Genomic DNA, 26,119 nt, shown 5'->3' with positions numbered 1-26,119 from the left:
GCAGACATCGTCGGGGTTCGAATATTTAAGCTGTCGGTGCAACCGGCGCCGCCGGGGCGCGGTGGTAGGCCAGCCAGATCAGGAACAGCCCGCCGATGATCATCGGTACGCAGAGTACCTGACCCATGGTCAACCAGTTCCAGGCCAGATAGCCCAGTTGCGCGTCCGGCACGCGGACGAATTCGACGATGAAGCGGAAGATGCCATAAAACAGCGCGAACATGCCCGAGACCGCCATGGTCGGCCGTGGCTTGCGCGAGAACAGCCAGAGGATCAGGAACAGCGCCACGCCTTCCAGTGCGAACTGATACAGCTGCGACGGGTGACGCGGCAGTTGCGCCGGGTCGCTGAACGGCGGGAACACCATGGCCCACGGCACGTCGGTGGCCTTGCCCCAAAGCTCGGCGTTGATGAAGTTGCCGATGCGTCCGGCGCCCAGACCGATCGGCACCATCGGCGCCACGAAGTCCATCAGCTGGAAGAACGACTTGCCGTTACGCTTGCCGAACCACAGCGCGGCCAGCATCACGCCGATGAAACCGCCGTGGAACGACATGCCGCCCTTCCACACTTCGAAAATCAGCGTCGGGTTGGCGATGTAGGCGCTCAGGTCGTAGAACAGCACATAGCCCAGACGCCCGCCGACAATCACCCCCATCGACAGCCAGAACACCAGGTCGGAGAGTTTCTCCTTGGTCCAGGTCGGGTCGAAACGGTTGAGCCGGCGCGATGCCAGCAGCCACGCGCCGCCGATGCCGACCAGGTACATCAGGCCGTACCAGTGGATTTTCAGCGGACCGATGGCCAGGGCCACCGGATCGATCTGCGGGTAAGGCAGCATTGCGACTCCTCGTTAGCATTCAAATCTTCAAAAATTCCCGGGCGACGCTGTCACCTCAGGATTAAGCCAGGATTGCGACCTGCCAAAACACACGGCTCAGAACAGAAAGCTCAGGCCCACGCAAAACAGCAAAGCCGCGAACAGCCGTTTCAGCAACTTCGGCGACAACTTGTGCGCCAGCCGCGCGCCGAGACGGGCGAACACCATGCTGGTCAGCGCAATGCCAAGCAGCGCCGGCAAATACACAAAACCGAGACTATGGGCCGGCAGCAACGGATCATGCCAGCCCAGAATCATGAAACTTATTGCACTGGCCACAGCAATCGGCAGACCGCAGGCCGACGAGGTCGCCACCGCCTGCTGCATCGGCACGCTGCGCCAGGTCAGGAACGGCACGGTCAGCGAGCCGCCGCCAATCCCGAAAATCGCCGAGGCCCAGCCGATCACACTGCCGGCCACGGTCAGACCGAGTTTACCCGGCACCGTTCGGCTGGCCTTGGGTTTGACGTCCAGCGCCAGCTGCGCCGCGATCACCAGGGCGAACACACCGATGATCTTTTGCAGGTTGGGTCCGGAGATCGCTTCGGCGGTCAATGCACCGAAACCGGCGCCGAGCAGAATGCCAACGGTCATCCACTTGAAGATCGGCCAGCGCACGGCGCCGCGTCGATGATGCTCGCGCACCGCGTTGACCGACGTGAAGATGATCGTCGCCAGGGACGTGCCGACCGCCAGATGGGTCAGGATCGACGGATCGAAGCCCTGCAAGGTGAAACTGAACACCAGCACCGGGACGATGATGATCCCGCCGCCCACCCCGAACAGCCCGGCCAGTACGCCCGCACAGGCGCCCAGCGCCAGATAGAGCAGAAATTCCATGACTGCCTCCCAAGGCGCGTCCCCAAAACCGGAGCGGCATGGTAACGGATGGATACCCTTCGGCTCCACTGGCGATGGATGCACGGACGATGTCTGCGTAGAGTGGGCAAAAAACACACAAGGACCACCTTATGTGCCTGATTGTTTTCGCCTGGCGGCCGGGGCATGCCCAGCCGCTGATCGTCGCGGCCAACCGCGACGAGTTCTACGCCCGGCCCAGCCTGCCGCTGGCGCAGTGGCCCGAGTCGCCGCATGTTCATGCCGGTCGCGATCTTGAGGCCGGGGGCACCTGGCTCGGTCTGGGCGCCAACGGTCGTTTTGCGGCGCTGACCAACATTCGCGATCCGCATCAGCCGCCGGCCCGGCGCTCCCGGGGTGAACTGGTGGCGGGTTTTCTGACCGGAAACCTGTCGATCGATGACTATTTGTCTGACGTTGTCGCCCGTTCGCCGGAATATGCCGGGTTCAATCTGCTGCTGGGCAATGCCAACGAGCTGTGGCACTTCAATGCGCGGTCTTCGGAACCGGTGATGTTGCAGCCCGGGGTCTATGGCCTCTCCAACGCCGGGCTGGATACGCCGTGGCCGAAACTGCTCAAGGCCAAGGCGGCATTGAGTGCGGTGCTGGATGATCCGCAGCCCGAGCGGTTGTTGGCATTGTTGGGGGATGCGCAAACGGCACCGTTTGCTGATCTACCGGATACCGGTGTGGGATTGGCGACCGAGTCGTTGTTGTCGAGTGTGTTTATTGCCAGCCAGAGCTACGGGACACGCGCAAGTACGGCGTTGATCGTGCAGGCGGACGGTACGCGGCGGATGGTGGAGCGCAGTTTCGGGCCGTATGGCGGGCACTTGGGGGAAGTGGAGATCAAAATTTAAAAGCTACCCTCACCCCAGCCCTCTCCCGGAGGGAGAGGGGGCCGACCGAGGTGTCTTGCGCTAGACATCGACCTGGGAAATCTGTGTCGATTATGGATTCACAACAGCAACTTCAGGTCGGCGGAAATATGCAGCATCCCCCCAATCAGTCCCCTCTCCCTCCGGGAGAGGGTTAGGGTGAGGGGCTTTTGGGGATCATCACTAATTTAAAGCGGTTTGACCGCCGCCGGATTGACCATCTTCGCCAACCCAAGATTCTTCAACGCCAGTTGCAGCGAGCTGTGGATCACCTGCGGGTTGTCGATGGTCATCAGTTCCGCCAGCAGATCCTTGGCCTTGCTCAGGTTGATCTGACGCAGCATCCATTTCACCTTCGGCAGGTTGGTGGCGTTCATCGACAGGCTGTCGAAACCCATCGCCATCAACAGCACCGCTGCCGCCGGGTCACCGGCCATCTCGCCGCAGATGCTCACCGGCTTGCCTTCGGCATGGGCGTCGCGCACTACGGTTTGCAGGGCTTGCAGCACCGCCGGGTGCAGGTAGTCGTAGAGATCGGCCACCCGTGGGTTGTTGCGGTCCACCGCCAGCAGATACTGAGTCAGGTCGTTGGAGCCGACCGAGAGGAAGTCCACCATCCGCGCCAGTTCCTTGGTCTGGTAAACCGCCGCAGGAATTTCGATCATCACGCCCACCGGCGGCATCGGCACGTCGGTGCCTTCGTCGCGCACTTCGCCCCAGGCCCGGTGAATCAGGTGCAGCGCCTCTTCGAGCTCGTGGATGCCGGAGATCATCGGCAGCAGGATCCGCAGGTTGTTCAGGCCTTCGCTGGCCTTGAGCATCGCACGGGTCTGCACCAGGAATATTTCCGGGTGGTCGAGAGTGACGCGGATCCCGCGCCAGCCGAGGAACGGGTTGTCTTCCTTGATCGGGAAGTACGACAGCGACTTGTCGCCGCCGATGTCCAGGCTGCGCATGGTCACCGGTTGCGGATGGAACGCGGCGAGTTGCTCGCGGTAGATCGCCAGTTGTTCCTTCTCGCTCGGGAAGCGCTGGTTGATCATGAACGGCACTTCGGTGCGGTACAGACCGACACCTTCGGCGCCGCGCTTCTGCGCTCGCGCCACGTCCGCCAGCAGGCCGGTGTTGACCCACAGTGGCATGCGGTGGCCGTCCAGGGTCACACACGGCAGGTCGCGCAGGGTATCGAGCCCCAGCGCCAGTTGCTTCTCTTCCTCCACCACCTCGGTGAACTGCTTGCGCAGCACTTCGCTGGGGTTGGTGTAAACCTCGCCCCGTGTGCCGTCGACGATCATTTCGATGCCGTCGACCTTGGCGTACGGCAGATCGACCAGACCCATTACAGTCGGGATACCCATGGCCCGGGCCAGGATCGCGACGTGGGAGTTGCCCGAACCGAGTACCGACACCAGACCGACCAGCGTGCCTTCCGGCACCTCGCCGAGCATCGCCGGCGTCAGTTCTTCGCTGACCAGAATGGTTTTTTCCGGGTAAACCAGGTTCTGCTGACGCTCTTCCTGCAAGTAGGCGAGCAGGCGTCGGCCCAGGTCCTTGACGTCCGACGCCCGCTCACGCAGGTACTCGTCGTCCATCAAATCGAAACGGTTGACGTGATCGGTCACGACCTGACGCAACGCGCCCTGGGCCCACTGGCCGGTCTTGATCACGTTGGTGATTTCGCTGCCCAGCGAGGCATCGTCGAGCATCATCAGGTAGACGTCGAACAGCGCACGCTCTTCCGGGCGCAGCTGGGTCGCCAGTTTGGCCGACAACGCACGCATGTCGGCGCGCACGCCTTCGATGGCGGTCTTGAACAGCGCCAGTTCCGCGTCGATGTCGGTGATGGTCTTGTCCGGCACCACGTCCAGATCCGCCGGTGGCAGCATGACCACCGCGGTACCGACCGCTGCGCCCGGCGAACCCGGGACGCCGACGAACTTGGCTTCCTGGATGCCCTTGCCCTGACGGCCCAGGCCACGGATGGAACCTGTGGCCTCGGCGTGGGCGATTACGCCGGCGAGTTGCGCGCTCATGGTCACGAGGAAGGCTTCTTCACCTTCATCGAACTGGCGGCGTTCTTTCTGCTGGATGACCAACACGCCGACGACGCGGCGGTGGTGAATGATCGGCGCCCCGAGGAACGAGGCGTAGCGCTCCTCGCCGGTCTCGGCGAAGTAGCGGTAGCGCGGGTGATCCGCGGCGTTTTCGAGGTTCAGGGGTTCTTCACGCGTGCCGACCAGGCCGACCAGACCTTCGTTGGGTGCCATGCTGACCTTGCCGATCGAGCGCTTGTTCAAGCCCTCGGTGGCCATCAGCACGAAGCGGTTGGTCTCTGGATCAAGCAGGTAGACCGAGCAGACCTGGCTGCCCATGGCCTCTTTGACGCGCAACACAATAATCCCCAACGCCGCCTTGAGATCCTTGGCGGAGTTAACTTCCTGGACGATCTTGCGCAGCGTATTGAGCATGGCTCGGGGTCGAACTCCGTCGTCAGTCGCGCGCTAAAAGGCGCGGGGCAAGCTCTTTGAGAGCGCGGCGATACACTTCGCGCTTGAATGTCACCACCTGGCCCAACGGATACCAATAACTGACCCAGCGCCAGCCATCGAACTCCGGTTTACCGGTCAAATCCATCCGCACCCGCTGCTCGTTGGAGATCAGGCGCAGGAGAAACCATTTCTGTTTCTGGCCGATGCACAGCGGTTGGCTGTGGGTTCGCACCAGACGTTGCGGCAAACGATAGCGCAACCAGCCCCGGGTGCAGGCCAGTATTTCAACATCTTCGCGTTCCAGGCCAACTTCTTCGTTCAGCTCGCGGTACAAGGCGTCTTCCGGCGTCTCCTCGGGATTGATTCCCCCTTGTGGAAACTGCCAGGCATCTTGATTGATACGGCGAGCCCATAGCACCTGGCCGGCGTCATTCGTCAGAATGATCCCGACATTAGGGCGGAAACCATCGGGGTCGATCACGGCAACAACCTCGCAAACGCATGTCGCCGCATTGTTCCACAAAGGTTGTGAAGGCGGCAACGAGGGTTCCGAGCTTATGTGCACTCTTGTGAAAAGACCGTATTCTTGTGGCCTTTTTACTGACTTTTCAGCGGGTAACTGCAATGCGCCTGGCTTTATTCGATTTGGACAACACCCTTCTGGGCGGCGACAGCGATCACGCCTGGGGCGATTATCTGTGCGAACGCGGCTTCCTCGACCCGATCGCGTACAAAGCGCGCAACGACGAGTTCTATCAGGATTACCTGGCCGGCAAACTGGATAACGCCGCGTACCTGAACTTCTGTCTGGAAATCCTCGGGCGCACCGAGATGGCCGTGCTTGAGCAGTGGCACAACGATTACATGCGCGACTGCATCGAGCCGATCATGCTGCCGAAGGCGCTTGAGTTGCTGAAAAAGCACCGCGATGCCGGCGACAAACTGGTGATCATCACCGCCACCAACCGCTTCGTCACCGCGCCGATCGCCGTGCGCTTGGGCGTCGAAACCCTGATCGCTACCGAGTGCGAGATGCAGGACGGTCGCTACACCGGGCGCAGCACCGATGTGCCGTGCTTCCGCGAAGGCAAGGTGACACGCCTGAACCGCTGGCTGGAAGAAACCGGGCATTCGCTGGAAGGCAGCTATTTCTACAGCGACTCGATGAATGACCTGCCGCTGCTGGAGCAGGTGGCGAATCCGGTGGCGGTCGACCCGGATCCGAACCTGCGGGCCGAAGCCGAGAAACGTGGCTGGCCCGTCATAAGCCTTCGCGGCTGATACCGCCATCGCTGGCAAGGCCAGCTCCCACAAAGAATTTGTGAACGCGTCAGATCAATGTGGGAGCGAGCCTGCTCGCGAACGGGGTCGACGCGGTCCCAAGCCTTAAACCGGCTTCGCCCCCATCAACGCCGCAATGGCCAGAAATCCGACGCCGCTGACAATGGCCAGCGCCAGATTGAATTTCCGGTTGCCGACCCCGCTGGTCCATAGCCGATTAAGCCGAACAAGCAGCCAGACCGCGCTGAATGTGGCCACGGCATAGATCACGCTGGACCCCAGAATCCAAAACTGTCCCAACGGCCAGCCAATCAGGTGCACCAACCACCAGCCGGTGAAAGGCATGCTGAGCACGCCGATCAGCATCAGACACCAGACGAACAACCAGGGTCGCTGCATCGTGCTGGCCGGCCCCTCGCTGCGATTACGCCAGGAAACAGCGGCGAGCCCCAGCCCGCTCGCCAGTATCACCACGGTCGCCGCGACGTGAAGGACTTTCAGGGTGGTCAGGGTTTCCATGAATTTCTCTTTCCTTGTGCCATACCCATCAGCGTAGCCGTTCAGCCAAGAAACAGCTGATAGGCCGGGTTGTCGCTTTCGTCCCAGTACGGGTAGCCGATTTCCTCAAGGGCTGCGGGCACCAGATGACGTTCGTCGTGGGGCACTTGCAGGCCTGCGACCACACGGCCATCCGCCGCACCGTGGTTGCGGTAGTGGAACATCGAGATGTTCCAGCGACCGCCGAGCTTGTTGAGGAAGTTGAACAGCGCGCCCGGACGCTCCGGGAACTCGAAGCGCAGCACCACTTCATCGACCACGTGTGCCGCGCGCCCGCCGACCATGTGGCGGATGTGCAGTTTGGCCAGTTCGTTGTCGGTCAGGTCGAGTACCGGGAAACCCTGCTCGGTCAGGCTCGCCAGCAGTGCGCTACGCGGGTCGTTGTCCGGGTGGGTCTGCACGCCGACAAAGATGTGCGCTTCGCTGCCATTGTTGTAGCGGTAGTTGAATTCGGTGATCTGGCGCTTGCCGATGGCCTCGCAGAAGGCCTTGAAGCTGCCGGCCTTCTCGGGGATGGTCACGGCGATGATCGCTTCGCGGCCTTCACCCAGCTCGGCGCGCTCGGCGACGTGGCGCAAGCGGTCGAAGTTGACGTTGGCCCCGGAGTCGATGGCCACGAAGGTCTGGCCGCTGACGCCGCGCTGCTCGACGTACTTCTTGATCCCGGCCACGCCCAGCGCGCCGGCCGGTTCGGTGATCGAGCGGGTATCGTCGTAGATGTCCTTGATCGCCGCGCAGATTTCGTCGGTGCTGACGGTGATCACTTCGTCGACGTAATCCTTGCAGATGTCGAAGGTGTGCTGGCCGATCTGCGCCACCGCCACGCCGTCGGCGAAGATGCCTACAGTCGGCAGCACCACGCGTTCGCCCGCCGCCATCGCCGCTTGCAGGCAGTTGGAGTCATCGGGCTCGACGCCGATGACCTTGATGTCCGGCCGCAGGTATTTCACGTACGCCGCGATGCCGGCGATCAGACCGCCGCCGCCCACCGGAACGAAGATCGCATCCAGCGGCTGCGGGTGCTGGCGCAGGATTTCCATCGCCACGGTGCCCTGCCCGGCAATGGTGTGCGGATCGTCGTACGGGTGGATGTAGACGTAGCCTTTTTCATCGACCAGTTTCAGCGAGTAGGCCAGGGCTTCCGGGAAGGAATCGCCGTGCAGCACCACCTTGCCGCCACGGGAGCGCACGCCTTCGACCTTGATCTCCGGGGTGGTCTTGGGCATCACGATGGTCGCTTTCACGCCCAGCACTTTCGCCGCCAGGGCCAGGCCTTGCGCATGGTTGCCCGCCGACGCGGTGACCACGCCGCGAGCGCGCTCTTCGTCGCTCAACTGGGTCAGCTTGTTGTAGGCGCCGCGAATCTTGAACGAGAACACCGGCTGCAAGTCTTCGCGCTTGAGCCAGATGTCGTTGCCCAGCCGCTCGGAGAGCTGGCGGGCGTTCTGCAGCGGGGTTTCTACGGCAACGTCATAAACGCGCGAGGTGAGGATCTTCTTGACGTACTGTTCGAGCATCGGAAAGCATCACTGGCGGTTGGGCGGGACCAGCGAGTCTAACCCGGCTTTCGGCCGGACGACCACACGAATCCAGAGGTTTTAGCCCGGCTTGAGGCTATAATGCCGGCCTTTCCGTTCTTACCTTGCCCGCTTCCGGAGCCCGCATGACCCAGGATCAACTCAAACAGGCCGTGGCCCAGGCCGCCGTCGACTTCATCCTTCCGAAACTCGACGACAAGAGCATCGTCGGCGTCGGCACCGGCTCCACCGCCAACTGCTTCATCGACGCCCTGGCCCAGCACAAAGGCGCGTTCGACGGCGCGGTCGCGAGCTCCGAAGCCACCGCCGCGCGCCTCAAGGGCCACGGGATTCCGGTGTACGAGCTGAACACCGTGAGCAACCTGGAGTTCTACGTCGACGGCGCCGATGAAAGCGACGAGCACCTGAACCTGATCAAGGGCGGCGGCGCAGCCCTGACCCGCGAGAAGATCGTCGCGGCTGTGGCCCAGACATTCATCTGCATCGCCGACGCCAGCAAACTGGTGCCGGTGCTGGGTGCGTTCCCGCTGCCGGTGGAAGTGATCCCGATGGCCCGCAGCCACGTCGCCCGCCAGCTGGTGAAGCTGGGCGGCGACCCGGTCTACCGCGAAGGCGTGCTGACCGACAACGGCAACATCATCCTCGACGTGCACAACCTGCAGATCACCAATCCGGTGGAGCTGGAAGCGCAGATCAACGCGATCGTCGGCGTGGTCACCAACGGTTTGTTCGCGGCGCGTCCGGCGGATCTGCTGTTGCTGGGTACCAGCGAAGGTGTAAAGACCCTCAAAGCTGAATAAACCAGGCTGCCCACATATTTGTGGGCAGATGAAAAACCTGTGGGAGCGAGCTTGCTCGCTCCCACAGTGTTTTGCGGTGCGAATTATTTCTGCGCAGGCTTCCTGAAGACATAAAACAGATTCGGCTCGCTCACCAGATACAACGTCCCGTCGTCATCCATCGCGATACCTTCCGCCTGCGGCACGGTTTTCTTCAGGCCCTGCCGGCCACCGCTCAACGACATGGTGCTCAACGGGCGCCCGTCCACATCCAGTTCCAGAATCAGCCGTGACTCGTCGGACAGCGCCAGCAAATGGCCGCTGCGCTCGTCGTATTGCAGGCTCGACAGATCGCGCACGAACATCCCGGCATCGCGCTTGGGATTGTTGATCACGTGTACCGCGTAGGATTTTTCCGGGTTGAAGTGCGGAAAACCGTGCACTTCATAGATCAGCATCGGATCCCGCTCCTTGGCCACGAACAGGCGTTTGCCCACCGAGTCGTACGCCAGGCCTTCAAACCCCTTGTTGCCGCTCATGTGCACACCGAGGGTCATTTGCTCGGCGTCCGCTGCATCGAGGAACGTGGTGCCGTGTTCCAGATGGATCTTGATCAGGCGTTGCTGGCGTTCATCGGTGATCACGTAGGTGTCGGCGCTGATGAACTCCACCGCCTCCGGATCACCGAAGCCGATCAAGGCGACACGGCGCAGGATCGTGCCGTCCAGCGACAGCTCGACCAGTTCGGCATTCTTGTTGGTCACGGTGAACAGGCTCTTGCGCACCGGATCGTAGGTCAGCGCCGAGACATCGTCGTTCAGCCCGTCGATGACCTTCGCTTCAATCTCCACCCGGTATTGATCCAGCCCGATCGCCTCGCTGCTCATCGGCTGCCATAGCGTATGCAGGTTGAACCAGGCACGCTCGAACAGGCGCATGTATTGGCCGATCGCAATCAACGCGATCAGGGCAATCACCGACAGGATGATGAACAGAGGCTTGGGGCGGGCAAGTCGACGCATTCGGGCAGGCTCGGAGTCAAAACAGGCGGATGAAATATCACGCCTGTCTGAACTGAAGCTTAATGGCCACTTGCCTCAGGCCACAACTGCACAGATCTGCAATGGCTGTAGGAGTCGTTACTTCTGCTTTTCGAAGCGGTAGAACAGGTTCGGCTCGCTGACCATGTACAGCGTGCCCGCCTCGTCCATGGTCACGCCTTCGGCGCGGGGAATGGTTTTCTTCAAGCCGTTGAAACCGCCGAGCAGGGTCATGAAGCTGACCTGCTCGCCCTTCTCGTCCAGCTCCAGCAGCAAATGCGAATCGGCGGACAGGACCAGGGTGTGGCCGGTGCGCGGGTCGATCGACAGAGCCGAGAGGTTACGCAGGTCCAGTTCGTCGCTGTCGAGTTTCTGCTTGTCGCCCTTGAGCGTCTGGCTGCCGTCGCTTTTCCAGGTGAACAGCGCAGGCGGACGCTCTTCGCCCAGCAGCAGTTGCTGGTTGCGGGCGTCCCAGGTGATGGCTTCAAAAGCCTTGTTCTGGTCTTTCGACGGCCCCAAGTCGTATTTCGGGAAATCGTCACGCTTCAGTTCGCGGGTCTCGGCATCGACCTTGACGATGGAGAGCAGGTGCTCGCGCTCGTCGACAATCGCCATCAAGCCGTTTTCCATCACCGTCAGGCCTTCGGGATTGCTCCAGCCCACCAGCGGCATCTTGCGCAGCACGTCACCCTGCAGGGTCAGCTCGACCAGGAACGGATTCTTGCCCATCACCGAAAACAGGGTTTTGGTCTGCGGGTTATAGGACAGGTCCGAAGCTTCGTCCTTTTCCATCCCCGGCAGCAGCTTGGCGTCGATCACCACGCGGTAGTCCGGAAGCCAGACACTTTCCTGCTTCTCGGCCGGGCTTTCAAAACGCTCCAGCACCCACAACAGGCCACGGTCATCCCAATGCATGGCAAACGCCAGCCCGTACGCAGCGACGGCTGCCAACACAATCCAGGAAGACCAGCGCAGGGCGAAGCGCGAACGGCGGGCGGGTTTGAGCTGAGTTTGAGATGACATCAAAGGACGCGTTCCGAAAATTCAGGCTACGGGTAATAGCACAAAGAGGCCGGCTCAGACGCCAGAATGACCGGAATTATCCGGACAGAATGTGAAAAAAACGGCAAATGGCCGGAATGCCCTGCGTCTTTGCAGGTCGCATCACAAAACGAAAACGGGAGACTGCAGACTTGAGGGCTGAGCTCAAATCTGCAATCTCCCGCTCGGGAACGCGATGTACGGATCAGCGAACGCTGCTGGTGAAGCGACTGGCGCCCGGCAGCTCCAGCACGATCTCATCACCAACGTTCAGCGGGCCGACGCCCACCGGCGTGCCGGTCAGGATCACGTCACCGGCCTGCAGCGAAAAGCAGCCGGCCATGTGCTGGATCATCGGCACGATCGGATTGAGCATCGCGCTGCTGTTGCCGTCCTGGCGCACTTCGCCGTTGATGGTCAGGCGGATGCCGATGTCGGTCAGGTCGGCGAAAGTGCTGCCGACCACGAACGGCGCAATCACCGCCGCGCCGTCGAACGACTTGGCGATTTCCCACGGCAGGCCCTTGGACTTGAGCTCGGCCTGCTTGTCGCGCAGGGTCAGGTCCAGCGCCGGGGCGAAACCGGAGATCGCGTCCAGCACTTCTTCACGGCTCGGCTTGATCGACAGCGGCTTGCCGATCAACACGGCGATTTCCGCCTCGTAATGCACGGAGCCACGCTCGGTCGGAATGCTGAAACCGCCTTCCAGCGGCACCACGCAACTGCCCGGCTTGATGAACAGCAACGGCTCGGTAGGCACCGGGTTGTCCAGTTCCTTGGCGTGTTCGGCGTAGTTACGCCCGATGCACACCACTTTCCCCAGCGGAAAATGAATCCGCGTACCGTCGACATACTGGTGCTGATAGCTCATTACCGACTCCTGCCTTCATTGATTCATCAGGGATTGCCAATCAAACCGCGAAGATCTTGCCCGGGTTCATGATGCCGTTCGGGTCGAACACCGTTTTGACCGCTTTCATGTATTCGATTTCCACCGGCGAGCGGCTGTAGGTCAAGTAATCGCGTTTGGTCATGCCCACACCGTGTTCGGCGGAAATCGAACCGTTGTACTTCTCGACGGTTTCGAACACCCACTTGTTGACGGTGGCGCACTTGGCGAAAAACTCGTCCTTGCTCAGGTTGTCCGGCTTGAGGATGTTCAGGTGCAGGTTGCCGTCGCCGATGTGGCCGAACCAGACGATTTCGAAATCCGGATAGTGTTTGCCGACGATCGCGTCGATTTCCTGCAAAAACGCCGGGACTTTCGAGACGGTGACCGAGATGTCGTTCTTGTACGGTGTCCAGTGGGAGATGGTTTCGGAGATGTACTCTCGCAGCTTCCACAGGTTCTGCAACTGGGTTTCGCTCTGGCTCATGACACCGTCCAGTACCCAACCCTGCTCCACGCAGTGCTCGAAGGTTTCCAGGGCGGTGTTGGCCACTTCTTCGGTGGTCGCCTCGAACTCCAGCAACGCATAGAACGGGCAGTCGGTGTCGAACGGCGCCGGAACATCGCCACGGCCCATGACCTTGGCCAGGGCCTTGTCGGAGAAAAACTCGAACGCGGTCAGGTCGAGTCGGCCCTGAAAGGCGTGCAGCACCGGCATGATCGAATCGAAATCGGCGGTGCCGAGGACCATCGCGGTCAGGTTTTTCGGCGAGCGATCCAGGCGCATGGTGGCCTCGACCACAAAACCCAGGGTGCCTTCGGCGCCGATGAACAGCTGCCGCAGGTCATAACCGGTGGCGTTCTTGATCAGGTCCTTGTTCAGTTCCAGCACGTCGCCCTTGCCGGTCACCACTTTCATGCCCGCCACCCAGTTGCGGGTCATGCCGTAGCGAATGACCTTGATCCCGCCGGCATTGGTGCCGATGTTGCCGCCAATCTGACTGGAACCTGCCGAAGCGAAGTCCACCGGGTAGTACAAGTCATGTTCTTCGGCGGCGTTCTGCAATTGTTCGGTGACCACGCCCGGCTGACAGACGGCGGTGCGGTCGGTCAGGTTGATGTCGAGAATCTGATTCATGTAGTCGAACGACACGACTACTTCGCCATTGGCGGCCACGGCCGCGGCGGAAAGCCCGGTGCGCCCGCCCGACGGCACCAGCGCCACTTTATGTTCGTTGGCCCAGCGGACGACGGCCTGCACCTGCTCGATGGTCTTGGGGAACACGATGGCGCTGGGCGCCGGGGCGAAGTGCTTGGTCCAGTCCTTGCCGTAAGCGTTCAGGGAGTCGGCATCGGTCAGGACTTTGCCAGGCTCGACCAGGGTCTTCAGTTCATCAATCAGGGCAGGATTGGTCATCGACGGAACTCTCGAACAATTCATGGTCATCCTGAGAACGCTTCACGTCGCAGGAATGAGTGTTTAGCGGGGTGGCTATGCTAGCATACCGACCCCGCAGGCCAGTGCCCAAGGCCGGTTCTGCGGTGACGGCTTTCTTGTCGTCCAGGTCAATGTCTGTTGACCATTTCCTGCCATTTTTCTCCGGGATACAGGTTTACGCAGATGAGCAAGACTTCTCTCGATAAGAGCAAGATCAAGTTCCTTCTTCTCGAAGGCGTCCACCAATCGGCTGTCGACGTCCTCAAGGCGGCGGGCTACACCAGCATCGAATACCTGACAGGCTCCCTGCCGGAAGCCCAGCTCAAGGAAAAGATCGCTGACGCTCACTTCATCGGCATTCGTTCGCGCACCCAGCTGACCGAAGAGATCTTCGATCACGCGAAGAAGCTGGTCGCGGTCGGCTGTTTCTGCATCGGCACCAACCAGGTTGACCTGGAAGCGGCCCGCGAGCGCGGCATCGCCGTGTTCAACGCGCCGTACTCCAATACCCGCTCCGTGGCCGAGCTGGTGCTGGCCGAAGCGATCCTGCTGCTGCGCGGCATCCCTGAGAAAAACGCTTCCTGCCACCGTGGCGGCTGGATCAAGTCCGCAGCCAACTCTTTCGAGATCCGTGGCAAGAAACTGGGCATCGTCGGCTACGGCTCCATCGGTACTCAGCTGTCGGTCCTGGCTGAAGGTCTGGGCATGCAGGTGTTCTTCTACGACACCGTGACCAAGCTGCCACTGGGTAATGCCACCCAAGTCGGCAACCTGCACGAGCTGCTGGGCATGTCCGACATCGTCACCCTGCACGTTCCGGAAACCGCTGCGACCCAGTGGATGATCGGCGAGAAGGAAATCCGCGCCATCAAGAAGGGCGGCATCCTGATCAACGCTGCACGCGGCACCGTGGTCGAGCTGGATCACCTGGCTGCTGCGATCAAGGACAAGCACCTGATCGGCGCCGCCATCGACGTGTTCCCGGTCGAGCCGCGCTCCAACGACGAGGAGTTCGAAAGCCCGCTGCGTGGCCTGGATAACGTGATCCTGACCCCGCACATCGGCGGTTCCACCGCTGAAGCGCAGGCCAACATCGGTCTGGAAGTGGCAGAAAAACTGGTCAAGTACAGCGACAACGGTACTTCGGTATCGTCGGTGAACTTCCCGGAAGTGGCCCTGCCGGCTCACCCTGGCAAGCACCGCCTGCTGCACATCCACGAGAACATCCCGGGTGTGATGAGCGAGATCAACAAGGTCTTCGCCGAAAACGGCATCAACATCTCCGGTCAGTTCCTGCAGACCAACGAGAAGGTCGGCTACGTGGTGATCGACGTCGACGCCGAGTACTCGGAGCTGGCGCAAGAGAAGCTGCAACACGTCAACGGCACCATCCGTAGCCGCGTGTTGTTCTGATCCGACGCTGAGCGACAAAAAAGGGAGCCTTCGGGCTCCCTTTTTCATGCACGCGAAAACATCATTCGACGTTGACGGTGATCTTCTTCGACACGATCGGCGGATCGAACGCCATGTGGCCGCTGTCACCCAGCTCCAGCTGCAGGGTGTGCTTGCCCGGCGCGAGCTTGATGTCGGCCTGGGTCTGCGCCTTGCCGAAGTGCATGTGGTTGGCGTCGGTCGGCACGACGGAGCCGGCCGGAACGATTTCCTTGGCATCGATCAGCAGATGGTGATGACCGGTGTTCTTGGTGACATCACCGGCCGGTGCCAGCGCGATGTCCTTTACACCGAACTTGACCGTGAAGGTCTGCGAAACCGTGGCTCCGTCCTCGGGAGAAACGATGAACACTTCGGCGCCCTTCGGTGCCGGTGTGGCCGCACTGGCCAGTACCGAAACACCCATCAGCACACCGGCCAACGCTGCACGTGACATAAAGCTTTTCATTTTCTTCTCCAGTTTTTCCGTAAAATCCGCACGGTCATGACAACTTCATGACCATTCGTTGTCGAAGGCACTCGACAACCATAGCAAAGCGAGCCTGGAAAACAGGCCGATATCGATTTCAAAGGAGTGACCATGCGTTTTCTGCCTGGCCTGATCTGCCTGCTTCCCCTTCTGAGCCCTCTGGCTCACGCCGAACTGATTGATGACGTCTACGACCGTGGCGAGTTGCGCATAGCCCTTGAGGCTAATACACCGCCCTTCAATTTCAAGGACGGCGACACGCTCACGGGGTTCGAGGTCGAGCTTGGGCAACTGCTGGCCAACGAACTGGATGTGCGCGCCGACTTCATCGTCACTGACGAAGCCGATCTGCTCCAGGGCGTTGAAAGCGGCAAGTACGACGTCGCGCTCAACCACATAGCACTGACACCCGAGCTCAAGGATCGTTTCGACGTCAGCAAACCTTACACGCAGGTGAATGCACAATTGCTGGCGAAAAAGGACGAGCAACCTCAGCCGCGGGTTCTGGTACAGGCGCTGACTGAAGAGAAACCGAAGGTCAAGCCGCCGGTGGATCTGGCGATTCCGTTTCAGAAGGGCAACCCGGCGTTTCACGCGAGCCTGGAAAATGCCTTGCAGCGGATCAGGGCGGATGGGCGACTGGAGGCGTTGTCGAAGAAGTGGTTGAGTGTGCAGGCTACGGAAAACTGAAGTGAACGTGACTAGTCGAGCAAGCTGAGGGCCTGTGCGGCTTGCGGCAGTTCGAGTTCGCTGAAGACCTGCACCCCATGGCGCTTCAGCAACGCAGCAGTAACCCCCTCGCCACTCACCTTCACCCCACTGAACGTGCCGTCATAGGTCAACAGATTCCCGCACGACGGGCTGTTGGCCTTGAGCACCGCCACCCGAATCCCGTGCTTCTGCACCAGCGCCAGCGCCTGCCGCGCACCATCCAGAAACTGCGCACTGACGTCTTCGCCCTCGGTAGTGATCACCGAGGAGAGTCCGTCCAGCACTTCGCTGCCCTGCCCGCCCGGAATCTCTGCCGCTGCCCGTGGCGTCGGCAAACCACCGGCGACTTCCGGGCACAGCGGCACTACCCGGCCTTCGCTGATCCACTGCTCCAGCAGATCGAACGGCCCGCTGGCCCCACCGTCGTAACGCACGCGATGGCCCAGCAGGCAGCGACTGACCAGAATCCTGTGCATCTCAGAACGGCTCGTTGCCACGGCGGCGGAACCAGCCTGTCAGCGACAGCCGCTCGCGGTTGGCTGGCAACACTTCGTGAGGGACTTCGCCGGAGAGAAACACCACCAGACACCCGCCCGTAGGCTGTACGTCGTGAACGCGGTCATTCTCCAGGTACATGCGCAGTTGACCGCCATCCTCCGGCAGCCAGCCGTCATTGAGGTAGATCACCGCAGAGACCATGCGCCGGTCATCGTCGCGAAAACGGTCGACATGCTTGCGATAGAAAGCACCCGGCGGGTACAGGGCGAAATGGCACTCGAAGTCTTCAAGCCCGAGGAACAGGCCCCGGTTGAGCGCTTCGCGCAAGCTGTCCATCAGGTTCAGGTAGCGGTCACTGGCCTCGGCCTGACCGGGGTCGATCCACTGGATATGGTCGCCACGAATCCCCTCGCGGATCTCCGAAAACGGGCCACGTCCGACCCCCGCCGGCGCCAGTTCACCTTCGGCGTCACGTTTGCGGCACTCGGCCGCCAGTGCGCGGGTCAAATCCGCAGGCAGGAAAATGTTCTGCTGCGACCAGCCGCGCTCGGCCAGGTCGTCGACGATACGTAACAGCAGCGGGTGATCAGAGGATATTTGCATGGCGCGCATAGTATGCCTGCGGCAAGAAATCCGACAGAGCCACGCGGCGGCTTGATACGAATTCTCGACAAGTACTGGCACCGCACGGAGAATAGTCGGCTGCCGACAGGAGTCCTTATGCGCCGTTTGCTTTTTTCACTGTTGATGTTCTGCGTTTTGCCCGCCTGGGCGGACGGCCATGACCAGTTGTACAAGGTCGCCGGCTGGCCAGAACAACGCGCGCATTTCAACGACGCCCTGAGTGCCGCGCAGCAGCGTTACCAGAACAGCCTGCCGCCGGCGGTGTTTCAGGCGCTGGTGAACAACAGCAACCAGCGCTTCGCCCCCCAGGCCATGGATCAACGCGCCGAAGCGCAGCTGCGCAAGAACCTCGCCGATCCGAAACCGGCCCTGTCGTTCTTTCAGTCACCGCTGGGCAAGAAGATCGTCGCCGCCGAACTGCTGGCGACCCGCCGCGATCAATTGGCAAAAAACGCCAAGGGCCTGCCGAAGATGCCGGCCAGCGACAGCCGCCTGCTGATCATCGGTCACCTCGCCCAAGCCCTGCCCGCCCGTGAAGCCGGTGCCGAAGTCAGCCTGGCGATTGCCGGCGTGGCGGCGGACAGCCTGAGCTCGATGATCCCCGGCCTGCTCGGCGGCGGTCAGGCCCAAGGCATGTTGAATGGTCAACGCCAGCGCCTGATGGATCAGATCGGTGCCGACCTGAACAACACGCTGCTGTACGTTTATCGCGATCTGTCGGATGAAGAACTGGAAGAGTTCGCGACCTTTGCCGAATCCACCGAAGGCAAAGCCTACTATCAGGCCGCGCTGGCCGCGATTCGCGCCGGGCTGGCCGTCGGCCAGAGCACCTCGAACCTCAGTCAGTGATCTAGGGGTTGCGGCCCTTGATCCGCTTGCTCAGGAACTCGAAATACTCCTCGCGCATTTCCGCCGTCTCGTTGGCCAGGTGATGCCGCGCCTCGGCCAGCAACAGAATCTGCGGCCGGTCGAACTTCCACTTCATCACTTGCAGGTTGTGCTGCCAGTCCACGGTCATGTCCGCCTGGCCCTGAACGATCAGTGGCCGGCGTGAACTTTTCTTCGCGTATTCGACCCGGTTGATCCAGCGTGACAACGCCCCGACCCAGGCAGTCGGCAAGCGTTTGGGCTGCAACGGATCGGCCTGCAGGAACGGCAGGAAATCCGGATCGTTGGAGTTCTCGCTGAAACGTCGGGCGATGCCCCTGACAAAGGGCCGCAGCAGGTAATAACTGAACTGCGACCAGCCCCAGGCACGCGGACGCACCAACGGCGCCAGCAGAATCAACTGTCCCTGCGCCGGGCTGTTTTCACCATGGTTGAGCACGTGATCGACAATGATCGCCCCGCCGGTGCTTTGCCCGCACAAGTGCCACGGCTGCGGCAGGGCAATCGAGCGCGCCTCGGCGAACAGGCCTTGCAGCGCATCCTGATACTCGGAGAAGTCGCGGATGCTCGCCCGCTCGCCGCTGGACAGACCATGCCCCGGCAGATCGCAGGCAATCACCGCGAAGCCCTGATCCAGCGCCCACTCGATCACATGCCGGTAAAGACCGGTGTGATCATAAAAACCGTGCACCAGAAACAGCGTGGCCCTGGCGGTTTCTGCCGGCCACCAGCAATGACTGACCAGTTGATAGCCATCGATGTCGAACCGGCCCATCCCACGCCAGACATCGCGCTCCGGAAAGTCAGTCTTGTAGAACCGCTGATACGCCTTCGCCTCCTCGGACAACGGCTGCCACTCGGCCAAAGGCTTGAGGCTCGCACGCAGATGATCGGGATCGAAGGCAACAGACATGGGCAATTCCAGAACGGTAAACGGACTTTATCGGCCTGCGATATTCATCTGTCGCGGCAAGCATGGCAAGCTAGCGCGCCTCTGAGGATCGAAAACCATGCGTTCGCCCTACCGCACCGCACTGTTTGCCAGCCTGCTCGCCATCGTGTGTGCCGGCGTGCTGTGGGCCGCGTACGACTGGTTTCAGGGCCGCTACTTACGGGCGTTCAGCGAACACACCGCTGTGTTTTCCGGCGACCCGTTGCGCCTGCCCGACGACCTCGCCGGCCCCGGCAATATCCGTCTGGTGCACTTCTGGGATCCCGCCTGCCCGTGCAACGTCGGCAATCAACAGCACCTGAGCGAGATGGTCGAACAGTTCGGCCCCAAGGGCGTGGAATTCTTCGCGGTGCAGAAGGCCGGCAGCCACGGCCAGTTGCCCGCCACCCTCAGCAATCTCAAAACCATCACGGTCCTGCCCGGCTCCGAACAGATTCCCGCCAGCCCGGCCGTGGCGATCTGGGACCGCAGCGGCAGACTGGCGTACTTCGGCCCCTACAGCGAAGGCCTGACGTGCAACTCCAGCAACAGTTTTATCGAACCGATCCTGCAAGCCTTGAGTGATGATCGTCCGGTCAATGCGACTCATACGCTGGCGGTCGGTTGTTACTGCCCGTGGCCGGCCGAGAAGAAGTAAGGCATTCCGGACATTTCAAGGACGGCGATGCGCAGCACACGAGGCGTGTGCTAATTGTTTGCAGCCCGCACGGGCGGCAATCCCGAATGCACAAGGAGTCACCATGAAACGCGTCTTCACCGTTCTTGCCTTGCTCATCGTTGTCCTGCTCGCCGCTGGCGGGTGGTATGTCTACAGCAAGCAACCGACGCGTCAGGGCCAGGTGGAGTTGCGCAACCTGCAAGGGTCGGTGACCGTGCGTTACGACGAGCGCGGTGTGCCGCACATCCGTGCCGAAAACGAGACCGACCTCTACCGCGCCCTCGGCTATGTGCACGCCCAGGATCGCCTGTTTCAGATGGAAGCCATGCGCCGTCTGGCCCGGGGCGAACTGGCCGAAGTGCTCGGGCCGAAACTGCTCGACACCGACAAGCTGTTCCGCAGCCTGCGCATCCGCGAGCGGGCCGCCAGTTACGTGGCCGGCCTCGACAAGCAGTCACCGGCGTGGAAGGCCCTGCAAGCCTATCTGGACGGCATCAATCAATATCAGGACTCGCACGCCGCCCCTGTCGAGTTCGACGTGCTGGGCATCCCCAAGCGGCCGTTCACCGCCGAGGACAGCATCAGCGTCGCCGGCTACATGGCCTACAGCTTTGCCGCCGCGTTTCGCACCGAACCGTTGCTGACCTACGTGCGCGATCAATTGGGCGCCGATTACCTCAACGTCTTCGACCTCGACTGGCAGCCCAAGGGTGTGCTCGCCAAGGGCCACGCCGGCACCGCACCGGCCCTCGCCGCCGAAGACTGGAAAGACCTGAACACCCTCGCCCGCGTCAGCGAACAGGCATTGATCGACAACGGTCTGCCGCAGTTCGAAGGCAGCAACGCCTGGGTGATCGCCGGCAGCCACAGCAAGAGCGCCAAGCCGTTGCTGGCAGGCGATCCGCACATTCGTTTTTCGGTGCCGTCGGTGTGGTACGAGGCGCAGTTGTCGGCGCCGGGTTTTGAACTCTACGGCCATCATCAGGCGCTGGTGCCATTTGCGTTCCTGGGGCACAACCTGGACTTCGGCTGGAGCCTGACCATGTTTCAGAACGATGATCTGGACCTGATCGCCGAGAAGGTCAATCCGGACAACCCGGATCAGGTCTGGTATCGCGGCCAGTGGACCGACATGGTCAAGACCGAGCAGCAGATCGCGGTGAAAGGCCAGACGCCGGTGACCATAACCCTGCGCCAGTCGCCCCACGGGCCGATCGTCAACGACGCCCTCGGTACAGCCGCAGGGAAAACTCCGATTGCGATGTGGTGGGCGTTCCTCGAAACACCGAACCCGATCCTCGAAGGTTTCTACCAGCTTAACCGCGCCGACACCTTGGCCAAGGCTCGTGCCGCAGCCGCCAAGGTGCAGGCGCCGGGGCTGAACATCGTCTACGCCAACGCCAAGGGCGATATCGCCTGGTGGGCCTCGGCGCTATTGCCCAAGCGGCCGGCCGGCGTGAAGCCTGGCTTCATTCTCGACGGCAACAGCAATCAGGCGGACAAGGACGGCTACTTCCCGTTCAGCGCCAACCCGCAGGAGGAGAACCCGGCGCGGGGCTATATCGTCTCGGCCAACTTCCAGCCCGTGTCGCCGACCGGCATGGAGATTCCCGGTTACTACAACCTCGCCGACCGTGGCCAGCAGCTCAACCGCCAGCTCGCCGACAAGAGCGTGAAGTGGGACAACGAGGCCAACCAGAAACTGCAACTGGGCGCCACCACCGGTTATGGCCCGCGTCTGCTGGCGCCGTTGCTGCCGGTGCTGCGTGAAGTGGCGGGCAATCCCGCCGAGCAGAAGCTGATCGAACAATTGGCCCAATGGCAAGGCGACTATCCGCTGGACTCGGTCAGTGCGACGGTGTTCAACCAGTTCCTGTTCAACCTCGCGGACGCGGCAATGCGCGATGAGCTGGGCAATGATTTCTTCGAAACCCTGCTGTCGACCCGAGTGATCGATGCGGCGCTGCCCCGGCTCGCGGCGAATGCCGATTCACCGTGGTGGGACAACCGCAGCACGCCGAACAAGGAAACCCGCGCCGACACCGTGCGCGCTGCGTGGCAGGCGAGCATGGCGCACCTGAAGTCGACCCTCGGCGAAGACGCTTCCGGCTGGCAATGGGGCAAAGCGCACACGCTGACCCATGGTCATCCACTGGGCCAGCAGAAACCGCTGGACCGCATTTTCAACGTCGGCCCGTTCGCCGCACCGGGCTCCCATGAAGTGCCGAACAACCTCTCGGCGAAGATCGGCCCGGCGCCATGGCCGGTGACCTACGGCCCGTCGACCCGGCGCTTGGTGGACTTCGCTGATCCGGCTCACAGCCTGACCATCAACCCGGTGGGCCAGAGCGGCGTGCCGTTCGACAGCCACTATGAAGATCAGGCAGAGGCGTATGTGGACGGGATGTATGTGCAGGCGCATTTCAGTGAGGAAGAGGTGACGGCGAATACGCGGAGTACGCTGAAGCTGCTGCCAAAGCGGGCTGAGCCATAAAAGCCGCCCTCACCCCAGCCCTCTCCCCGAGGGAGAGGGAGCCAACCGAGGTGTCTTGCGTCATACGTCGACCTGAAAGATCGGAGTCGATTATGGATTCACAGCAGATCGTTCAGGTCGGCGTATCTCTCCAATATCCCCCAATCGGCCCCCTCTCCCTCGGGGAGAGGGCTTGGGTGAGGGGGTAGCGGTCTCAAGCCAACCTCGGCTCAAACCATCGCCGCAAAATTCAGCCGGAACTGCTGCGGCGTCACCCCCAGCCGCCGGTTGAACACGCTGCGCATGTGTTGCGCATCGCGAAACCCGCACTGATAGGCCACGGTCTTCAGCGGCGCCGTGGTGCTTTCAAGCATCACCCGTGCCGCATCCACCCGCGCCCGCTCGACGAATTCCGCCGGGGTGACTTTCGCTTCGCGGGCAAACACCCGAGAGAAATTTCGCGCACTCATGTTCGCCGCGTTCGCCAGATCGGCGATGGTCAGGTCGCCCGTGAGATTGGCCAGCACATACAACTGCACCATCGCCACCGCCGACGTCGGCTCGGCATGCGGCGTGAGGAACGGGCTGAACTGCGACTGCCCGCCCGAGCGCTGGGTGAACACCACCAGCCGCTTGGCCACGCTCAGCGCCACCTCGGCCCCGTGGTCTCGCGCCAGCAGGTACAGCGACAGATCGATCCCCGCCGTCACCCCCGCCGAGGTGTAGAGCTGGCCATCCTCGACGTACAACCGATCGGCCTCGACCCGGCTCGACGGGCACAACTGCGCCAGCGCCTCGGCGTCGTTCCAGTGGGTGGTGACCGTACGCCCGTCCAGCAATCCTGCACGGGCGAGCATGAACGCGCCGTTGCAGATCGAGCCGAATCGCCGCGCCCGTCCACAGGCCTCGCGCAGCCAGACATCGAACGCCTCGCCGAAATCCAGGAACGGCAACTGCGGCCCACCCGCCACCAGCAGCAAATCGTAAACCTGCAACGCTTCGCTGAAATGCCGATGCGCACTCAGGGTCAGCCCGTTGGAACACGCCATCGACCCGCGCTCGACACCGATCACGTCGAGCCGGTAATGATCCTCCGGCGCCAGGAAGCGGTTGGCCTCGGCGAACACGTCCATCGGCCCGCTGACGTCCAGCGCCTGCACGCCGGGGAACACCACGATGGCGACGGTTCTGTTCATGGCGATGTCGGCTCCCGGGGAATGGCGGATCAGCGCCAACCCTAGCCAATCCTCGCCGCAGAAGCGAGCTGGCACGATTTGCAGGTGGAATGGCAAGGATCGCAGCCATGGATCGATTGTCCGGTTTTGCCCCCGGGAACAGACTTTCCCCATCAGCGCCGTGACGGCGTTTTCGACGAGGAAGCTCAACATGACAACGACCATCGCCGGTATCCGGATCCCCGACAGCGCCCTCGCCCGGGCCACCACCGAGTACATCCGCGACATCGAATCCGACCTGCTTTACCACCACTCGCGCCGGGTATTTCTGTTCGGCGCCTTGAGCGGTGAGCGCCAGCAACTGGCCTACGATCCGGAACTGCTGTACGTCGGCGCGATGTTCCACGACCTGGGTCTGGTCGAAGGTCACCGCAGCGATGACGAGCGCTTCGAAGTCGATGGCGCCAACGCAGCCGCCGCGTTTCTCAAGCCGTACGGGTTGAGCGATGACGACATCGAGCAGGTCTGGTTGTCGATCGCCCTGCACACCACGCCGGGGGTGCCGAAGCATCTGCGCCCGACCGTGGCGCTGGTGACCGCAGGCGTCGAGATGGACGTGCTGGGCATGGACTACGCGGCGTTCACCACGGTGCAGCGCGAGGCGGTGGTGCATGCGCATCCACGGGGCGAAGGTTTCAAGGAGTGCATCATCTGCGCGTTCGCCGATGGCTTGCGTCATCGCCCGCAGACCACGTTCGGCAATGTGAAGACCGATGTGTTGAAGGATCAAGCGCCGGGATTCAAGCCGATGAACTTCGTCGAAGTGATTCGCCAGTCGCCCTGGGTTTCCTGACCGGCATAAAAAAACCTCGCGACCGTTATCGGTCGCGAGGTTTTTTTGTACCGGGAGGCTTACGCCGCTTCCGGCGTCGGCGCCCGGCGCACGTCCGGTTGCTTCCACGAATCCGCAGCGCCTTCTTCGATGGCCTGCTGAATCGCTTTCTTGCGAGCTTCTTCGGCACGGCGGCTGAAGAACCAGACCAGGAAGGTCACCAGCGACACCGCCAGCAGAATCAGACTGGCCACGGCGTTGATCTCAGGCTTCACGCCCAGACGCACCGCCGAGAACACTTCCATCGGCAGGGTCGTCGAACCCGGCCCCGACACGAAGCTCGCCAATACCAGGTCGTCCAGCGACAGCGCGAACGACATCATGCCGCCCGCCGCCAGCGACGGCGCGATCATCGGGATGGTGATCAGGAAGAACACCTTCCACGGACGCGCACCGAGGTCCATCGCCGCTTCTTCGATCGACAGGTCCAGCTCGCGCAGACGCGCCGACACCACCACTGCCACATACGCCGCACAGAACGTGGTGTGAGCGATCCAGATGGTGACGATGCCCCGCTCCTGCGGCCAGCCGATCATCTGCGCCATGGCCACGAACAGCAGCAACAGCGACAGACCGGTAATCACCTCAGGCATGACCAGCGGCGCGGTCACCAGGCCGCCGAACAGCGTGCGGCCCTTGAAACGGGTGATGCGGGTCAGCACGAAGGCTGCCAGCGTACCCAGCGCCACGGCGGCAATCGCGGTGTAGCAGGCGATTTCCAGCGAGCGCACCACCGAGCCCATCAGTTGCGAGTTGTCGAGCAGGCCGACGTACCACTTCACCGACCAGCCGCCCCACACCGTCACCAGTTTCGAGGCGTTGAACGAGTAGATCACCAGAATCAGCATCGGCAGGTAGATGAACAACAGGCCGAGCACCAGCATCAGGCTGGAGAAACGGAAGCGCTTCATTCTCTACCCTCCATTTCCTTGGCCTGACTGCGGTTGAACAGGATGATCGGCACGATCAGGATCGCCAGCATCACCACCGCCAGGGCGGACGCCACCGGCCAGTCACGGTTGTTGAAGAACTCTTGCCAGAGCACTTTACCGATCATCAGGGTTTCCGGACCGCCGAGCAGTTCCGGGATCACGAACTCGCCCACCACCGGGATGAACACCAGCATGCAGCCGGCGATGATGCCGTTCTTGGACAGCGGCACGGTGATTTTCCAGAAGCTGTTGAAGGTGCTCGAACCGAGGTCGGAAGCGGCCTCCAGCAGGCTGGTGTCGTGCTTCACCAGGTTGGCGTACAGCGGCAGGATCATGAACGGCAGGTACGAGTAGACGACGCCGATGTACACCGCGAGGTTGGTGTTGAGGATCTGCAGCGGCTCGTCGATCAAGCCCATGCTCATCAGGAACCCGTTGAGCAGGCCGTTGTTGCTGAGGATGCCCATCCACGCATAGACGCGGATCAGGATCGCGGTCCAGGTCGGCATCATGATCAGCAGCACCAGCACCGTTTGCAGCTCTTTGCGGGCACTGGCGATGGCGTAGGCCATCGGGTAACCGATCAACAGGCACAGCAGCGTGCTGAAAAATGCCATCTTCAGCGAGCCGAGGTAGGCGGCGATGTACAGCTCGTCGTCGCCGAGCATTGCGTAGTTGCCCAGGTTCAGCAGCAGTTGCAGCTTCTGCTCGGCGTAGGTGTAGATC

The 26,119-nt window shown here is 61.9% G+C and carries 26 protein-coding genes; 9 read left to right on the top strand and 17 right to left on the bottom strand.

Going from position 1 to position 26,119, the window contains the following annotated elements; all coding sequences use genetic code 11:
- Positions 1-25 precede the first annotated feature (25 nt).
- The gene (gene lgt / locus C1X29_RS01640) at positions 26-841 is read right to left on the bottom strand and encodes a prolipoprotein diacylglyceryl transferase (RefSeq protein WP_007953463.1); all 816 of its coding nucleotides are present in this window, start codon (positions 839-841) and stop codon (positions 26-28) included.
- Between the two features lie 96 nt (positions 842-937).
- Positions 938-1,720, bottom strand: a complete 783-nt coding sequence (locus tag C1X29_RS01635; protein WP_085746720.1) for a sulfite exporter TauE/SafE family protein — start codon at positions 1,718-1,720, stop codon at positions 938-940.
- A 131-nt stretch (positions 1,721-1,851) separates the two neighbouring features.
- On the opposite strand from C1X29_RS01635, the gene C1X29_RS01630 reads away from it, so the two are divergent.
- Entirely contained in the window at positions 1,852-2,598 is a 747-nt protein-coding gene (locus tag C1X29_RS01630; protein WP_102716695.1) for an NRDE family protein, read from the top strand.
- A gap of 206 nt (positions 2,599-2,804) precedes the next feature.
- Here the strand turns inward: C1X29_RS01630 and ptsP are convergent, their stop codons facing one another.
- Both ptsP and C1X29_RS01620 read right to left on the bottom strand, forming a co-directional pair.
- Entirely contained in the window at positions 2,805-5,084 is a 2,280-nt protein-coding gene (gene ptsP, locus C1X29_RS01625; protein WP_064600191.1) for a phosphoenolpyruvate--protein phosphotransferase, read from the bottom strand.
- Between the two features lie 22 nt (positions 5,085-5,106).
- Positions 5,107-5,586, bottom strand: a complete 480-nt coding sequence (locus C1X29_RS01620; RefSeq protein WP_003229203.1) for an RNA pyrophosphohydrolase — start codon at positions 5,584-5,586, stop codon at positions 5,107-5,109.
- A gap of 143 nt (positions 5,587-5,729) precedes the next feature.
- Here C1X29_RS01620 and C1X29_RS01615 point away from each other — a divergent pair, with 143 nt between their 5' ends.
- Positions 5,730-6,386 (top strand): HAD family phosphatase, encoded by a 657-nt coding sequence (locus tag C1X29_RS01615; protein ID WP_011336424.1) that lies wholly within the window; start codon positions 5,730-5,732, stop codon positions 6,384-6,386.
- A gap of 105 nt (positions 6,387-6,491) precedes the next feature.
- Here the strand turns inward: C1X29_RS01615 and C1X29_RS01610 are convergent, their stop codons facing one another.
- A complete protein-coding gene (locus C1X29_RS01610; RefSeq protein WP_011336425.1) occupies positions 6,492-6,905 on the bottom strand; it encodes a DUF2269 family protein in 414 nt (137 codons plus the stop codon).
- A gap of 41 nt (positions 6,906-6,946) precedes the next feature.
- Positions 6,947-8,461: a threonine ammonia-lyase, biosynthetic gene (gene ilvA / locus C1X29_RS01605; RefSeq protein WP_011336426.1), complete on the bottom strand. Its 1,515-nt coding sequence runs from the start codon at positions 8,459-8,461 to the stop codon at positions 6,947-6,949.
- Positions 8,462-8,607: 146 nt separating this feature from the next.
- Between ilvA and rpiA the strand changes: the two genes are divergently transcribed.
- Positions 8,608-9,282, top strand: coding sequence for a ribose-5-phosphate isomerase RpiA (gene rpiA / locus C1X29_RS01600; RefSeq protein ID WP_007953476.1), 675 nt, complete (start codon positions 8,608-8,610; stop codon positions 9,280-9,282).
- Between the two features lie 83 nt (positions 9,283-9,365).
- Here rpiA and C1X29_RS01595 read toward each other — a convergent pair whose 3' ends face one another.
- The 4 genes from C1X29_RS01595 to C1X29_RS01580 all read right to left on the bottom strand — a co-directional run bounded on the left by C1X29_RS01595 (position 9,366) and on the right by C1X29_RS01580 (position 13,648).
- Positions 9,366-10,283 (bottom strand): SdiA-regulated domain-containing protein, encoded by a 918-nt coding sequence (locus C1X29_RS01595; RefSeq protein ID WP_102685809.1) that lies wholly within the window; start codon positions 10,281-10,283, stop codon positions 9,366-9,368.
- A gap of 117 nt (positions 10,284-10,400) precedes the next feature.
- On the bottom strand, positions 10,401-11,324 hold the full coding sequence (locus C1X29_RS01590; protein WP_102685810.1) for an SdiA-regulated domain-containing protein: 924 nt from the start codon (positions 11,322-11,324) through the stop codon (positions 10,401-10,403).
- Between the two features lie 223 nt (positions 11,325-11,547).
- Complete coding sequence (locus C1X29_RS01585) at positions 11,548-12,213, bottom strand: fumarylacetoacetate hydrolase family protein (protein WP_102685811.1); 666 nt, start codon at positions 12,211-12,213, stop codon at positions 11,548-11,550.
- 40 nt (positions 12,214-12,253) lie between these two features.
- Entirely contained in the window at positions 12,254-13,648 is a 1,395-nt protein-coding gene (locus C1X29_RS01580) for an FAD-binding oxidoreductase (RefSeq protein WP_102716694.1), read from the bottom strand.
- Positions 13,649-13,852: 204 nt separating this feature from the next.
- Here C1X29_RS01580 and serA point away from each other — a divergent pair, with 204 nt between their 5' ends.
- Entirely contained in the window at positions 13,853-15,082 is a 1,230-nt protein-coding gene (gene serA, locus C1X29_RS01575; RefSeq protein WP_007953487.1) for a phosphoglycerate dehydrogenase, read from the top strand.
- 61 nt (positions 15,083-15,143) lie between these two features.
- Here the strand turns inward: serA and C1X29_RS01570 are convergent, their stop codons facing one another.
- The gene (locus C1X29_RS01570) at positions 15,144-15,569 is read right to left on the bottom strand and encodes a DUF4399 domain-containing protein (protein ID WP_085647002.1); all 426 of its coding nucleotides are present in this window, start codon (positions 15,567-15,569) and stop codon (positions 15,144-15,146) included.
- A 132-nt stretch (positions 15,570-15,701) separates the two neighbouring features.
- Here C1X29_RS01570 and C1X29_RS01565 point away from each other — a divergent pair, with 132 nt between their 5' ends.
- Entirely contained in the window at positions 15,702-16,280 is a 579-nt protein-coding gene (locus tag C1X29_RS01565; RefSeq protein ID WP_102716693.1) for a transporter substrate-binding domain-containing protein, read from the top strand.
- An 11-nt stretch (positions 16,281-16,291) separates the two neighbouring features.
- Here the strand turns inward: C1X29_RS01565 and C1X29_RS01560 are convergent, their stop codons facing one another.
- Together C1X29_RS01560 and C1X29_RS01555 are read right to left on the bottom strand one after the other, a co-directional pair.
- Positions 16,292-16,777, bottom strand: a complete 486-nt coding sequence (locus tag C1X29_RS01560; RefSeq protein ID WP_085746726.1) for a DUF523 domain-containing protein — start codon at positions 16,775-16,777, stop codon at positions 16,292-16,294.
- Between the two features lies 1 nt (position 16,778).
- The gene (locus C1X29_RS01555; protein WP_085667373.1) at positions 16,779-17,411 is read right to left on the bottom strand and encodes a 2OG-Fe(II) oxygenase; all 633 of its coding nucleotides are present in this window, start codon (positions 17,409-17,411) and stop codon (positions 16,779-16,781) included.
- Between the two features lie 108 nt (positions 17,412-17,519).
- Between C1X29_RS01555 and C1X29_RS01550 the strand changes: the two genes are divergently transcribed.
- The gene (locus tag C1X29_RS01550; RefSeq protein ID WP_102716692.1) at positions 17,520-18,272 is read left to right on the top strand and encodes a DUF2059 domain-containing protein; all 753 of its coding nucleotides are present in this window, start codon (positions 17,520-17,522) and stop codon (positions 18,270-18,272) included.
- A gap of 1 nt (position 18,273) precedes the next feature.
- Here the strand turns inward: C1X29_RS01550 and C1X29_RS01545 are convergent, their stop codons facing one another.
- A complete protein-coding gene (locus tag C1X29_RS01545; protein WP_085746728.1) occupies positions 18,274-19,224 on the bottom strand; it encodes an alpha/beta hydrolase in 951 nt (316 codons plus the stop codon).
- A 97-nt stretch (positions 19,225-19,321) separates the two neighbouring features.
- Between C1X29_RS01545 and C1X29_RS01540 the strand changes: the two genes are divergently transcribed.
- Positions 19,322-19,900, top strand: coding sequence for a DUF6436 domain-containing protein (locus C1X29_RS01540; protein ID WP_085746729.1), 579 nt, complete (start codon positions 19,322-19,324; stop codon positions 19,898-19,900).
- Positions 19,901-20,003: 103 nt separating this feature from the next.
- Positions 20,004-22,415, top strand: a complete 2,412-nt coding sequence (locus C1X29_RS01535; RefSeq protein WP_102716691.1) for a penicillin acylase family protein — start codon at positions 20,004-20,006, stop codon at positions 22,413-22,415.
- 209 nt (positions 22,416-22,624) lie between these two features.
- Here C1X29_RS01535 and C1X29_RS01530 read toward each other — a convergent pair whose 3' ends face one another.
- Positions 22,625-23,590: a GlxA family transcriptional regulator gene (locus C1X29_RS01530; RefSeq protein ID WP_102716773.1), complete on the bottom strand. Its 966-nt coding sequence runs from the start codon at positions 23,588-23,590 to the stop codon at positions 22,625-22,627.
- A gap of 190 nt (positions 23,591-23,780) precedes the next feature.
- Here C1X29_RS01530 and C1X29_RS01525 point away from each other — a divergent pair, with 190 nt between their 5' ends.
- Positions 23,781-24,422 carry an HD domain-containing protein gene (locus C1X29_RS01525; protein ID WP_039765393.1) on the top strand — a complete coding sequence of 214 codons (642 nt, stop codon included), beginning with the start codon at positions 23,781-23,783 and terminating at the stop codon, positions 24,420-24,422.
- A 59-nt stretch (positions 24,423-24,481) separates the two neighbouring features.
- Here C1X29_RS01525 and C1X29_RS01520 read toward each other — a convergent pair whose 3' ends face one another.
- Both C1X29_RS01520 and C1X29_RS01515 read right to left on the bottom strand, forming a co-directional pair.
- Positions 24,482-25,372 carry an ABC transporter permease subunit gene (locus tag C1X29_RS01520; protein ID WP_007953503.1) on the bottom strand — a complete coding sequence of 297 codons (891 nt, stop codon included), beginning with the start codon at positions 25,370-25,372 and terminating at the stop codon, positions 24,482-24,484.
- Positions 25,369-26,119: ABC transporter permease subunit (locus tag C1X29_RS01515; protein WP_102716690.1), on the bottom strand; the 751-nt coding region annotated here is incomplete at its 5' end. The genes C1X29_RS01520 and C1X29_RS01515, both read right to left, overlap by 4 nt.

Origin of the sequence: Pseudomonas sp. GW456-12-10-14-LB2 (assembly GCF_002884345.1) — a bacterium.
GTDB classification, from domain to species: Bacteria; Pseudomonadota; Gammaproteobacteria; order Pseudomonadales; family Pseudomonadaceae; genus Aquipseudomonas; species Aquipseudomonas paraglycinae.
Note: the sequence above shows the minus strand (reverse complement) of the source record. Positions and strands in the feature narration are given on the sequence as shown.